Source organism: Rhizobium sp. P44RR-XXIV (assembly GCF_001999485.2).
Taxonomy (GTDB): Bacteria; Pseudomonadota; Alphaproteobacteria; order Rhizobiales; family Rhizobiaceae; genus Rhizobium.
In genome coordinates, this window is record NZ_MPVZ02000029.1 from 1936099 (window position 1) to 1948570 (window position 12472).

12 protein-coding genes are annotated in these 12472 nt (G+C 60.0%); 3 read left to right on the forward strand and 9 right to left on the reverse strand.

Annotated features, from left to right (window positions below; all coding sequences use genetic code 11):
- Positions 1-150 precede the first annotated feature (150 nt).
- Entirely contained in the window at positions 151-1170 is a 1020-nt protein-coding gene (locus tag BSK43_RS34785) for a hydrogen peroxide-inducible genes activator (RefSeq protein WP_077470334.1), read from the forward strand.
- A 150-nt stretch (positions 1171-1320) separates the two neighbouring features.
- Positions 1321-1497 (forward strand): hypothetical protein, encoded by a 177-nt coding sequence (locus tag BSK43_RS35320; protein WP_169055502.1) that lies wholly within the window; start codon positions 1321-1323, stop codon positions 1495-1497.
- Positions 1498-1667: 170 nt separating this feature from the next.
- Here the strand turns inward: BSK43_RS35320 and BSK43_RS34790 are convergent, their stop codons facing one another.
- The 5 genes from BSK43_RS34790 to BSK43_RS34810 are packed head-to-tail and all read right to left on the reverse strand — an operon-like array spanning position 1668 to position 6541.
- Positions 1668-2849, reverse strand: coding sequence for a M20 aminoacylase family protein (locus BSK43_RS34790; protein ID WP_068395975.1), 1182 nt, complete (start codon positions 2847-2849; stop codon positions 1668-1670).
- A 59-nt stretch (positions 2850-2908) separates the two neighbouring features.
- Complete coding sequence (locus tag BSK43_RS34795; RefSeq protein WP_077470335.1) at positions 2909-3688, reverse strand: amino acid ABC transporter ATP-binding protein; 780 nt, start codon at positions 3686-3688, stop codon at positions 2909-2911.
- Positions 3685-4629 (reverse strand): amino acid ABC transporter permease, encoded by a 945-nt coding sequence (locus tag BSK43_RS34800; RefSeq protein ID WP_077470336.1) that lies wholly within the window; start codon positions 4627-4629, stop codon positions 3685-3687. The genes BSK43_RS34795 and BSK43_RS34800 overlap by 4 nt, the downstream gene beginning before the upstream one ends.
- Complete coding sequence (locus tag BSK43_RS34805) at positions 4626-5516, reverse strand: ABC transporter substrate-binding protein (protein ID WP_077470337.1); 891 nt, start codon at positions 5514-5516, stop codon at positions 4626-4628. Before BSK43_RS34805 ends, BSK43_RS34800 begins: the two co-directional genes overlap by 4 nt.
- 47 nt (positions 5517-5563) lie before the next feature.
- Complete coding sequence (locus tag BSK43_RS34810; RefSeq protein ID WP_077470338.1) at positions 5564-6541, reverse strand: ABC transporter substrate-binding protein; 978 nt, start codon at positions 6539-6541, stop codon at positions 5564-5566.
- Between the two features lie 102 nt (positions 6542-6643).
- Here BSK43_RS34810 and BSK43_RS34815 point away from each other — a divergent pair, with 102 nt between their 5' ends.
- On the forward strand, positions 6644-7972 hold the full coding sequence (locus tag BSK43_RS34815) for a PLP-dependent aminotransferase family protein (RefSeq protein ID WP_077470339.1): 1329 nt from the start codon (positions 6644-6646) through the stop codon (positions 7970-7972).
- An 11-nt stretch (positions 7973-7983) separates the two neighbouring features.
- Here BSK43_RS34815 and BSK43_RS34820 read toward each other — a convergent pair whose 3' ends face one another.
- From BSK43_RS34820 to BSK43_RS34835, 4 genes are all read right to left on the reverse strand, one after another.
- Entirely contained in the window at positions 7984-9060 is a 1077-nt protein-coding gene (locus BSK43_RS34820; protein WP_077470340.1) for an acyltransferase, read from the reverse strand.
- A 37-nt stretch (positions 9061-9097) separates the two neighbouring features.
- Complete coding sequence (locus BSK43_RS34825; RefSeq protein WP_077470341.1) at positions 9098-9913, reverse strand: galactosyl transferase; 816 nt, start codon at positions 9911-9913, stop codon at positions 9098-9100.
- A gap of 98 nt (positions 9914-10011) precedes the next feature.
- Positions 10012-11505 (reverse strand): lipopolysaccharide biosynthesis protein, encoded by a 1494-nt coding sequence (locus BSK43_RS34830; protein ID WP_077470342.1) that lies wholly within the window; start codon positions 11503-11505, stop codon positions 10012-10014.
- A 212-nt stretch (positions 11506-11717) separates the two neighbouring features.
- A complete protein-coding gene (locus BSK43_RS34835; protein WP_077470343.1) occupies positions 11718-12350 on the reverse strand; it encodes a DnaJ domain-containing protein in 633 nt (210 codons plus the stop codon).
- Positions 12351-12472: the final 122 nt, after the last annotated feature.

Consider the following 12472-nt stretch of genomic DNA (forward strand, 5'->3'; position numbering starts at 1 on the left):
CCAGGGCATCAATCAACCACCGCAGTCAATGCTCTCAATGTGAGCGTCGTGTGACATCGCGGCGGCATTTCATTTCCGGCGTGCGCACTATAGTCAAGCCGTTCCATTAATTTAAGTTGGATTTCCTGATCGACGCTATAAGATGAGCTTATGACAAATCTCACCCTCAAACAGCTTCGGTATTTCGAGGCCTTGGCAAAGCACGGTCACTTCGGGCGGGCGGCGGATGTCTGCGCGATCTCCCAGCCAGCCCTGTCGATGCAGATCAAGGAACTGGAGGAGCAGCTCGGGACCGATCTGTTCGAAAGAGGTGCGCGGCAGGTTCGCCTCACCAATTTCGGAGAGGCGTTTGCCGTGCGTGTCCGTGAGATTCTGCGCTCGGTGGATGAGCTGGGAGATCTGGCGCGCGCTTCACGAAACCAGCCCGTCGGGCGGCTGCGGATCGGCGTGATCCCGACGGTCGCGCCTTATCTGCTGCCCACCATCATCGGTAACCTCACCAGCATGTATGATGGGCTTGATATTCATGTGCGCGAGACGCTGACCTCAAAACTTGTGGAGGAGCTGGCGGAAGGAAGGCTTGACACGGCCATCGTTGCCCTGCCCGTATCCGAGCCCTCGCTGACGGAGGTGGCGCTGTTTGCGGAAAACTTCGTGCTGGTGCGGCCAAGCGAGGATGAAGGCAAGCCGGTACCCAATCGAGAGGCGCTGCGCGAGATGCGATTGCTGCTGCTGGAAGAGGGGCATTGTTTCCGCGACCAGGCTTTGTCGTTCTGTAGCATTCAGTCGGCGCTGCCGCGGGAGCTTATGGACGGCAGCTCGCTATCGACGTTGGTGCAAATGGTTAGCGCCGGCATCGGTGTCACTTTGATACCGGAGATGGCAGTGGCGGTGGAGACTCGTTCCGCCTCGGTATCTGCTGTCCGTTTCCAAAGCCCGCAGCCGTCGCGCACGATCGGCATGATCTGGCGCAAGACGAGCCCCCTGGCCAAGCAGCTCATGCGGATCTCCGAGGTCGTTCGCCAATCGGCTGATGCCGTGCGCGAACAGCACGATTCGATGTGGCGTGCGCAGGATTTCGAATTCGACGATCGGAGGCGGTCGCCCGCTTCTCGTTACCGTGACGGCAATTTCGCGGAGGGTAAGGGGAGTGATTCCGCTTCGAAATAGCAGGACCCATGGGTGGGAGCGAGACCTTGTCCACAGACGAAGGAATTTCAAACGATTAAAGTAATTTTAATCGTTTAAATTTTTTAATACCTTGATTTACAAAGAATCTCTTCCATGTCATGCCAATATCGCATGGCAATGGAGGTCGTGATGCAAGAGTTCGAAAACGTAAGAAATGAAATTCCTACGTATGTGATTGATCGTCTCGAGAGCGAATGGCGGATGGTACAGCCTCAGGACCCGCAGCTGAAGGCCGGCCTGCAAACGGCGCGCCCCGAAAACACCGCGCCTGCCGCATCTGACAGCCTCGGTTCCCTGGATAAGTGACGGGTCTTGAGGGCTCGGCCTCCGCCGTGCCCTGACACGGCGAGATCTTCGGACGGCGCTTGGCGCCAGCATGCCTTACAAATATCTCACAGCGAAATTCGGATCAGCCCTGACCATGGTCAGGGCTGCCGGCTCGTTGTTCGGGTATGGGCAGGCGCCTGTGCTTCTGCCTAGGCGTCGAGGTAGCGTTCGGTCAGACGTGCCCACATGGCGGCGCCGACGGTGAGGCTCTCGTCGGCGAAGTCATATTTTGCGCTGTGCAGTATCGGCGAATTGACGCCGTTGCCGAGGCGCAGGAAGCTGCCGGGCTTGTGCTCCAGGAAGTAAGAAAAATCTTCGCTGCCGGGGATGAGATTGCATGTGGTGACCTTGTCTGCGCCGACAAGCTCTTCCGCAACCGTGCGCGCGAAAGCGGTTTCCGCCTCGGAATTGACGACGACCGGATAGCCACGGATGTAATCTATCTCGGCGCTGGCGCCGTAACCTTCTGTGACGGATTGAACCAGTGTGCGGATGCGAGTTTCGAGCAATCCGCGTATCGTCGGATCGAAGGAGCGGATGCTGAGCAGCATCTTCGCGCTTTCGGGGATGACGTTTGACGCCTCACCGGCATGGATGGAGCCGACGGTGACGACGGCTGTCTGTGTCGGGTCGATGCTGCGGGAGACGATCGTCTGCAGGCTCATGACGAGATTGCAGGCCACAACGATCGGATCGACCGTCAGGTGCGGACGGGAGGCATGGCCGCCCTTGCCAATAATCGTGATCTCGGCGGTATCGGCCGCTGCCATCAGCGGGCCGGACCGCATCAGCCATGAGCCCTCCGCGGCGCCGGGATGATTGTGCAGGCCGAAGATGACGTCGAAGGGAAAGCGCTCGAACAAGCCGTCATTGATCATGGCCTGGGCGCCACTTGGGGCGCCGCCTTCCTCGGCCGGCTGGAAGATCAGGTTGACGGTGCCATTGAAGCGGCGGGTGCGAGCGAGATATTCGGCCGCCCCCAACAGCATCGTCGTGTGGCCGTCATGGCCGCAGGCATGCATCTTTCCTGGTGCTTTGCTAGCATAGGGGCGACCCGTCTGCTCGGCGATCGGCAGGGCGTCCATATCGGCGCGGATGGCGATGCTCTTCTTGCCGGCCCCAACGGTAAGGCGCGCGACGACGCCATGGCCGCCGACATTGCGCGTCACCTCGTAACCCCAGCCTTCCAGCTTCTCGGCGACGAAGCGGGCTGTCTCCGCCTCCTCATAGGAAAGCTCGGGATTGGCATGCAGATGCTGCCGGATGCCGGTCAATTCGGCCTTCATCGGTTCGAAATCCGAAAGGCGGGCGAAATCGTTGTCGAGGGTCATGGCCATTCCAGTGGTTTGCTTGCGTGGGGGCGCGTCAAAAAAGGTCGAATGCTGTCGCGCTAGATGAAGCGCGACAGGAAGCTTCTGGTGCGGGGATGCTGCGGGTTGCCGATCACATTCTCCGGCTTGCCCTCTTCGACGATCTTGCCGCCATCCATGAAGACGACCCGGTCGGCCGCTTCGCGGGCAAAGCCGATCTCGTGGGTGACGACGATCATCGTCAGGCCCTGCTTGGCGAGGTCGCGCATGGTGGCGAGCACTTCGCCGACGAGTTCCGGATCGAGCGCCGAGGTCGGCTCGTCGAACAGCATCAGCTTGGGCTTTATCGCCAAGGCCCGGGCAATTGCCACGCGCTGCTGCTGGCCGCCGGATAGCTGCCGAGGGTAATTGTCTGCCTTGGCCGAAAGACCGACACGGTCGAGCAGCGCCCGCGCATTATCCGTCGCCTGTTTGCGGCTTTCGCCGTGAATGCCGACCGGCGCTTCGATGATGTTCTGCAGCGCCGTCATATGCGGATAGAGATTGAACTGCTGGAACACCATGCCGATCTTGCGCCGCTGCAGGGCGATCGCGTGACCGGAAAGCTGCACGAGGCGGCCCCTGTTCATGCGATAGCCGATCTGCTCGCCATCCACCTCGATCGAGCCGCGATTGATGGATTCGAGGTGGTTGATACAGCGCAGAAAGGTGGATTTGCCGGAGCCAGAGGGGCCGAGGATGACGACCACTTCGCCCGGCGCGACATCGAGATCGATGCCCTTCAGCACTTCGAGATGTTCGAAGGACTTGTGGACATTGCGGGCGCGCACGAGCGGCGGCAGGTTGACGTGGGCGTTCATTGGCCTGCCTCCTGTGCGGGCACCAGGGCGGGCGCATCTTCCTTCATGGCTTTTACTGTGCCGGTGCGGCGGTCGCTGCGGCTATAATGGCGCTCGATATAGCTCTGGCCGATGTTCAGCACCGAGGTGATCAGCAGATACCAGATGACGGCGACGAGCAGCATCGGCACGACTTCGAAGGTGCGATTGTAGATCGACTGCACGGAATAGAGCAGGTCGGCCATGGCGATGACGCTGACGAGCGAGGTCGCCTTGATCATGCTGATGAGCTGGTTGCCCGTGGGCGGCACGATGGAGCGCATCGCCTGCGGGATGATGATGCGGCGGAGCGCGCGGGCTCGCGTCATGCCGAAGGCCTCGGCCGTTTCGAACTGGCCTCTTTCGACCGAAAGCAGGCCGCCTCGGATGATCTCCGCCATATAGGCGGCTTCATTCAGCGCAAGGCCGGCGATGGCTGCGGTCATCGGGCTGATGACGGAATTCGTGTCCCAGCTGACGAAGGTCGGGCCGAAGGGAATACCGATCGAAAGTGTCGGGAAAAGCGTCGAGAGATTGTACCAGAAGATCAGCTGCACGAGCAGCGGCGTGCCGCGGAAGAACCAGATGAATAGCGAGGCAAGCGAGCTTGCCAGCGTATCCTTCGACATGCGGGCGACCGCCAGGAGCAGGCCGAGCACGATGCCGAACGCCATGGCGACGACAGTCAGGCCAAGCGAGACATACAGGCCGCTGATGACGACTGGATCGAAGAAATACTGGCCGACGACATGCCAGCCGAAGTTCTCGTTGTTGGCGACCGACCAGGCGAAATAGGCCGCAATCGCAAGTGTCACGACCCAGGCTGCCACGCGGCCCTTCGGGAACGGTTTGTGGGCATTCGCCACATCCCGCTCGGCCGCATCGCCGGAGGGCGATGCGATATCTCCGGTATTCGTGCTCATTTCGGCAACGTCCCGCCAAGGTTGATACCGGGTTCCTTGATCATGTTGTTCTCAAGGCCCCATTTCTTCATGATGGCGGCATAGGTGCCATTATCAATCAAAACCTTAACGGCGTCCTTGAGAATAGGTCCGAGCGGCGAGCCCTTCGGCACAACGGCGCCTTGATAGAGATCCTCGAAGCCGTTCTTCTGGCCGACGCCGGTCAGTTCCAGCTGGCCGTTTGCCTGCGACACGAAATAGGTGAGCGGTGCTTGCGACGAGAAGAAGGCGTCGGAACGCTTGGAGCGAACAGCGAGGATCGAGCTCGGCTGATCAGTGAAGGACTGGACTTCGATCGCGCCCTTGCCGTCGGTCTTGCACTTTTCCGCCTGGACCTGGATCACCTTTTCCGCCGAGCCGCCGGCCATAACGGCGATGCGCTGGCCGCAGGCGCTATCGAGCGAGGTAATGGCTTTCGGATTTCCCTTCTGGACGGCGAAGACGACGAATTCCTGCACCCAGTCGACGAAATCATTGGCCTCCTCGCGGCTCTTGAAATCGCCGATCGGGCCGAAGGCGAACTGGTAGCGGCCGGAATTGATGCCTGCGAGGATTGCCGGCAGGCCGCTGACGCTTTCGTGCTCGATCTTCACGCCAAGGATCTCGCCGATGGCGTCGGTCAGATCGGCGCTGGCGCCGGTGAGCTTGGTGCCGGTGACGATCTCATATGGAGGAAATGAGCCATTGTTGACAGAGATCATCTTGCCCGATGTGCGCAGGGCTTCCGGCAGCTTGGCGTGCAGATCGGCGTTGACCGAGAGTTTCGGCAGGCTGGCGTCTTGCGCGAAGGCCGAACCCGAGATCATCAGGCCTGCCACGGCAAGGTAGGTCATTTTCTTTAGCGACATATGCGTTCCCCTTTTTTTGCTTTGCATTTCTGAGTTTTAGTCGATGGTTACCTGGCGCTCGTCCGGCTGCCATCGACGTCGAACGGAAAGAGTTCTTCCGGCGTCATCAACCGCGGCAGGATGCCCTGGATGTGCAGCTCGCCGGCGAAGTCTGCGATCATCTTGCGATTGGCCGCAAAGCCGCTTGCATCCCAGCCCTCCGGCAGCTCGGCCGCCGATTTCAGCAATTCGTCGAGCATGAAGGGCGTGGTATCGGCATATTTGCGCCGTTTGCTGAGCCAGACACGCTGCGATTCATCGATCAGGGCGCTCAGCTCGGCAATGACCCAGGGATGCTCGGCGACGATTTCCGCCTTCAATCCGATCAGGTGCATACCCGGTACATAGCCCACATCCTCGAAATAGCGACGTTCGGCGCTGCGGAAATCGGAAAGGAGCTGGCGGAAGGCAGAGCCGCCGGCGAAATAGCCGTCCGGCATGAAGGGTGTGAAGATCGCGTCGAGGCCGCCTTCCTTCAGGAGGTCGACCATCGGCCTTTCGCCGGGCGCTGCCTCGATGCGGCCAGGGCGGCCGAAGCCGTCGAGACGGTCGGTGATCGGATGGGCTTCAGTGAGGCGACCGGCATACCACATGGCATCCTCGACGCCGACACCTTCGCGGCGGAGTGCGGCGCGCGTCCAGGTATTGCCGGAGTCGCGCCAGCCGGTGACGCCGATGCGCTTTCCGGCCAGCTGCGCAAAGCTCGTGATCGGGCTGTCCTTGGCCGTGATGACGCAGCGGTGGCGGAAGCCGCGCATGATGAAATTCGGAATGCCAACGACGCTCTCGTCGCCGTCGATGCGCAATTGCGTGTAGCGGCTGAACGAGGTTTCGGCGGCGTCATAGGCATCGCTCTTGCCGACATGCGAGATGAGCGTGCCGACCCGATCCACCTTCAGGTCGAGCTTGGGGGAGGAGACGTCTCCCAGGACCAGCGGCGTCATGTAGTCCCAGTCACGAAGGGCAAGGCGAAGAGTAAGGGGCATGAATATTCACTCGCGAGAAAACTTGTTTTCACAATGGTTAAATGTTCAATATGGGTCGATCAAATGTTATTACGTTATTGAACATTAAAAGATGGCGCGGAAATGAGCGAAAATCGGGATGCGAAGTGGTTTGCCGAAAAATTGAACGATCGGACGATTCGCGGAATCGCGATCGAAACCAGTGCGTTGATCCGCGCCGGCGCGCTTCCTGTCGGCACCAAGCTGCCGCCGATCCGCGATCTGGCCTTTGCGCTCGGCATCAGCCCGGCAACGCTGTCCGAGGCGTGGAGCGAGCTCCGGCGACAAAAGATCATCAGCGGTCGCGGCAGAAACGGTACATGGGTTAGTGGTGATCGTTTCGTTGCCAAGCCGGCCCGTCTCGCAAGCGTCGGCGACTATGGCGACGGTGCATTGAACCTGACGGCAGCCGTTCCCGATGTCCGGCTGTTGCCGAAGCTGGAGGCGGCAATGACCTATGGGGCTTCGGCCGAGAGCCTCAACAGCTATGAGCGCAGCCGTATCCTGCCGGAGCTGGAGGAAGAGGTCAGGAAGAGCTGGCCCTATGGGCCTGAAGCCTTCCTTGCAACCAATGGTGGCTATAATGCCGTCTATACGCTGATCAATGCTCTCGTCATGCCGGGCGCTTCCGTCGCCATCGAAGACCCAACAGGCATGCGACTACTGGATATTCTGGAGGATCGCGGCGCCCGCATCATTCCGGTAAAATGCGACGAGGAGGGGCCGCTGCCATCGGCGCTGGAGGAGGCGTTGAAATACCGCCCGGTCGCCTTCATCTTTCAGCCGCGCATCCATTCCGTCACCGGCCAGAGCGTCAGCCCAGCACGTATGGCAAGGCTTGCCGAGATTCTTCGCGACAAGGATACGCTGATCGTCGAAGACGATGGTGTTGCCGATATCTCGACGGCGCCGCGCCATTCGATGGGACATCTCTTCCCCGACCGTGTCATCCATATTCTCTCGTTTTCGAAGACGCACGGCCCGGATCTGCGCCTTGCGGTGCTGTCGAGCTCGCGCGCGATCATCGACCAGATCCAATCCTATCGCAGCTTCAGTTCCGGCTGGACCAGCCGTATCCTGCAGGCCGCCGCCGCCTGGCTGCTGCGCGATCCCGCGACGGCGGCTTGTCTGGACCATGCCCGCAAAATATATCGGGAGCGTCGCGATGGCCTGATCGAGGCGCTCGGCGAACGGGGTGTGATGGCACAGCATGGAGGCGGCCTATGCGCCTGGATACCGGTTTCCTCAGAACCTTTCGCGATAGTCACGCTTGCTGCGCGCGGTATCGCCGTGCATCCGGGTGCCAAGTTCTCCATTCTGAGCAGCAGCCACTTGCGCGTCGCAACCGCCAATCTCTCGGAGCGTCGCGATGAGGTCGCGGACGCCGTCGCGCTGGCCGCCGTCCATACCTGACCGGCCGGCGGCTATTCGCCGGGCGCGTTCGCGCTTACCGTCTTGCTCTCGCTTTTCCAGGATGACGCATATCGGACGAGCACGGTCGCCAACTGCGCCGTGACAAATGCGATGATCGAGATGAGGACGAGATAGAGGGGAACATAGACGAGAGGCTGTGACTGCTGCATCTCGCGGAAGACATGGCCATAGATCTCGGTAAAACCGCGATGGCACATGTAGATCGGGTAGGAGAGATAGCCGAGGAAAATGCCGATCCGCTGCAGCCTTGCCGGGAGCTCAAGCATCGTGCCCGCGAGGACGATAAGCGGCGAGATCAGGACGCAGAATATCAGCGCATATTTCAGCGAATAGGTCGGCAGGAACAGCAGAATGCAGATCGCCGCAATCGGCAGGATGGCCGCATAGGTGTTAGCGGTCCGCCCAAGCGTGGAATTGCTCCGCAGCCGGTAGATGATCATGCCGAGGGTGAAGGAGAAAAGCACCCGGGAAAGCCCGCCGTCGACGGAGTGCCATTCCCAGCCGAGGTCGAGCGACTTGTGAAAGAAGACCGAAGCGATCAAAGCCAGCAGCGAAATAACGGCGACGACAACGAGGCTCCGGGTTTTCAGTCTGAAAAGGACAAGCGCGAATATCAGGTTCGCCAGCAACTCCCAGAACAGCGACCAGGCCGGCCCGTTCAAGGGATAGAGTGGCCAGAGGTCGCCGGCCGATCGCGTGAGGAAGCTCGGCGAAGGCAGCATGAATATGGTCGAAAGAATGCTTGCGCCAAGATCGGCTCGCCCAACGCCCGATCCCTGCCAATGCAGCAGCAACTGGATAAGGCCATAGACGCTGCCGATCAGGAAGAGTGGATAGAGCCGCGTGTATCGGGCCTTCATGAAGGCCAGCACGGTCATGCCGCCGGCAAGCTTCTCGCCATAGGCCCGGGCGATGACGAAACCGCTGAGGACGAAGAAGAAGTCAACGGCGACATAGGCCGACGGCGCATAGGGCCTGTCGAGATGGTATACCACGACGGCCAGTGCCGCGAGGCCACGCATGGCATCGAGTGCGGCATATCTATGTTTCGGTGCGTCAGCCATCATTGGGCGAGACCTCGTTGAGCGAAGATGACGCGCTGCCCTATCCGGCAGCGCGGGCACCGAAGAACTCGTTTCGCAGGTTGCGATCGAGTGGGCGGACACGCGACAGATTGCCCAGCAGCTGACGTGGATGGCGCAGCACCGACGGGTTCAGGAAATGGGTCCGGAGGAGATTGGAGGACTTGCTATGGGCGCCGCTATGCCCGACGCGATAGATTGCGCCGCGAAATGGAAGCGATGCTAGCGGATGACCTGCCTCGGCGAGCATCTTGCCGATGCGCACATGGCTGCCCAGCATCGACTTGATGTAGTCGATATCGGCTTCCTCGAAACTTGCCGGCAGCCGGTAGAGGTCCGATCGGATGATCAGCGACGTGCCGCAGTAATTGGCGAAGTCATTGTGGTGCAGCAGTAGCCGGCCGCCTTCGTTCCAGAGATAGCCGCGGTCGATCTTCCAGCCATTGGCATCGCTGTTCTTTCCAGCAAATTCGACGATACCGGCGCTGACGAAATCGTCGTCGTCGACAATCATGAAGAAGCGTGTGTCGCGGGCAGATAGCATGCCGGCCAGCACCCGCCGGCCCTTGTCCAGGCGGAAGGCGTCATAGACCTTTTCGCGATCGGCAGCATTGATATCGTGCAGCAGGTTCGGCGGAAAGGTCACCCGCGCGACCGAGAATTTCGGTGGCAGATCGGGCAGATCGGCGCCTTCATTGGCGACGATCACGGCGCGCCAGTCGCCGTTGGATTGCCCGGAGATAGAGGCTATCGTTTGCGATAGCCTGCTTTTCAACGAAGGCCAATCATTGGAATTGGCCTGATGACGAACAGGAATAATGAACGTAACCAGTGTCATAAACGCGCCCTTTCTGACAGTTGGTATTTTCATCGCTGGGATCGAAGGGGCGCCGTGGGGGACGGGCCCTTTCTATCCATTGTTTGCGATGGCAGTGATTATGCCTTTGCGCGACGACCTTGCAGCGTCGTGCGCACCAGGAAGAGGATCCTTTCTCTGCATAGAAGGAAGATGAGAGCTGAATAGGTGAGGCCGCCGACCAGTATTTCGCAGATCAGCCGGACGGCAAGGGAGGAGTCGCTGAGGGCAGACGATGTTGCCAGCACCACCACGAGCATTCCGAGATAAGCGGCTATCGGCCTCAGGAACTGGCCGAAATATTCGGGGATGCTGAGCCCGATCAATTTTGAGACCATCCAGAGCGTCAGCGGCCATAGCATGATGACGCCGAGCATGAGCCCGAAGACAACAGTCGCCACGCCGTATTCGTAAAGAAAAAATACTGTGAGGATGGCAACGATATTGCGCACCAGCTGATAGTAGAACCACCAGTCGGACTTGCCCTGGCTCGTTATCAGCGAGGCCTGGATGACGCCGATGCCGGCCATCAGGCCGATCACGCAGAAGAAACGCACCGGCCAGATCGCCGCCGTCCAGTGTGGGCCGAAGATCAACGGTATGGCGTCATCGGCAACAGCCGCGAGTCCCATGAAAGCCGGAAACGAAATCAACGAGCAGCCGAAGGTCGCCATGAGGAAGGCTTCGCGGACCTTTTTCTGGTCGTGCTGCAGCGAGGAGAGCAGGACATGGCTCACCGACGTCAAGCCGCCGGCGACGACGTTGTTGAGCATTTCGTAGAGACGGCGCGCGAAGTTATAGATACCGAGCGCGGCCGGGCTCACCAGGGTGCCAATGATCAGCTGATCGAGGTTCATGGTCTGCAGGAAGCGGTTGCCGGACGCGAAGACGCCGTAGCGGAGCAGTTCGCGCAGGCTTGAGAGCTTGATCCTGACGCCAGGGAGCCACCTGGCGCCCCAGAAGGCGGCCACGCAGGCTGCGGCCGGTGCCGCAATCTGGGCGATCGCCAGGGCCCATAGGCCAAAGCCGGCAAATATCAGCGACAGGCAGATGGTGGCCGATACGAAGGTGGCAATCGCGGTGCGCACGGCGGCGAGATGGAAGGACATCGTCCGCCCGATCAAGGCGTTGGGAACGATGATCATCATGTCGAAGAAGATCTTCAATCCGATGATCATCAGCAGGCTGACGATCTCGTCATGGCCGACCCAATGGGCAAGCGTCGGGGAAAGGAGGAAGAGTGCGGCATAGAGGATCGCCGCCGAGAAGAAGGACAGCCAGAAAACGGTATCGAGATGGCTGCGGCGGATGGATTTCTGCTGGATCAGCGCTTCGCCGAAAGCGGTTGGGCCAAAGCCGGCCGTAAAACTGACAATAGCGAAGGCGAGCGCCACCAGGCCGAAATCCTGCGGCAGAAGAAAACGCGAAGTGACGACAAAGACGAGACTGTTGAGCGCTGTCGGGATCAACGTATCGAGCGCCGACCAGAATGCACCTCTCAATGCGGCCCGCGATCGGTTTTCGCTCAGATGTTCAAAGACGATTTCATCCGCTTCGGAAGCCAGCAACCGCATACCTCGCCTTTTAGATTTTCAACTGGCGCAGGCGTCTCCCGACGCCGGCCAGTTGCCGCGCCGTCATCTTTCGATAGAGCCGAGCGGCACACTGGAGGCTTGATCTAGGCCAGGCTTTCGATTTGTCTAGGGATGATTATTGCATTGCAACATTACGTTGCTGAAAAGCTGCTGCGATCGAAGTAAGCGCGGAAGATCGGGCGCTTTCGAAGTCATTGGGCGGCAGAGCGAACCTTTGGCGCATCGTCCCATTCGATATCGGACGCCAATTCCACCTCGTTGGAGAGCTCGTCCATGACATAGAGATAGCCGTCCAGCATGTCGCAGGCGCGTTCATTGGCGCCGATCTTCGCTTCAGTTTCACCGATCGCGGTGGCAATCGCCTTGATGCGGGCGCGCAGCATATGGCCAACGACATCCTTGCCGGAGGGCTTGCCGAGGCGGTCGAGATGAAGGCTGATGCGGCTGGAGTGCCGTTCCAGCTCGCTTTTGCTGAAATGCGCCTTGCGGATCTCCTCGAGCAGAGCCGCGCGCATCTTGGCAACCGGATCGAATGTACCTGGTTCGCGTTCGTCGAGAACCATGTCGGTAATAAGCTTCTCGATGGCAACCAGCGCCTGCAGGTCGACGGCGTCGGTCAATTCGACATCATAGCCAGTATCGTCGAAGACCTTGCGGCGCACGGGGTCCAGAAGCAGCTCGTAGGCTTTCTGCAAACGCGAGAAGGCCTCGGTGTCGCCGCCGGAGTCGGGATGAGCGGCCTTGGCCCGTTTGCGATAGGCAGCCTTAATCTGCTCTTCGCTCGCGTCGCGTTCAACGCCGAGAATATCGTATGGATCAGTCACTCCAACTCCTGCCGCCGCTTAATCCTGTTGGGGGTCGAAGCCCCTTGCCGCTTATTTCACCGGCAGGCAAGAGGCTCGCCGTCGGCTCTTTCCTATCCGTCCACGACGTCTTTGTACCATCA

Excerpts from the sequence above, each read along its gene's own strand:
- BSK43_RS34785 (WP_077470334.1), top strand. The coding sequence starts at position 151 with ATGACAAATCTCACCCTCAAACAGCTTCGGTATTTCGAGGCCTTGGCA.
- BSK43_RS35320 (WP_169055502.1), top strand. The coding sequence starts at position 1,321 with ATGCAAGAGTTCGAAAACGTAAGAAATGAAATTCCTACGTATGTGATT.
- BSK43_RS34790 (WP_068395975.1), bottom strand. The coding sequence starts at position 2,849 with ATGACCCTCGACAACGATTTCGCCCGCCTTTCGGATTTCGAACCGATG.
- BSK43_RS34795 (WP_077470335.1), bottom strand. The coding sequence starts at position 3,688 with ATGAACGCCCACGTCAACCTGCCGCCGCTCGTGCGCGCCCGCAATGTC.
- BSK43_RS34800 (WP_077470336.1), bottom strand. The coding sequence starts at position 4,629 with ATGAGCACGAATACCGGAGATATCGCATCGCCCTCCGGCGATGCGGCC.
- BSK43_RS34805 (WP_077470337.1), bottom strand. The coding sequence starts at position 5,516 with ATGTCGCTAAAGAAAATGACCTACCTTGCCGTGGCAGGCCTGATGATC.
- BSK43_RS34810 (WP_077470338.1), bottom strand. The coding sequence starts at position 6,541 with ATGCCCCTTACTCTTCGCCTTGCCCTTCGTGACTGGGACTACATGACG.
- BSK43_RS34815 (WP_077470339.1), top strand. The coding sequence starts at position 6,644 with ATGAGCGAAAATCGGGATGCGAAGTGGTTTGCCGAAAAATTGAACGAT.
- BSK43_RS34820 (WP_077470340.1), bottom strand. The coding sequence starts at position 9,060 with ATGATGGCTGACGCACCGAAACATAGATATGCCGCACTCGATGCCATG.
- BSK43_RS34825 (WP_077470341.1), bottom strand. The coding sequence starts at position 9,913 with ATGACACTGGTTACGTTCATTATTCCTGTTCGTCATCAGGCCAATTCC.
- BSK43_RS34830 (WP_077470342.1), bottom strand. The coding sequence starts at position 11,505 with ATGCGGTTGCTGGCTTCCGAAGCGGATGAAATCGTCTTTGAACATCTG.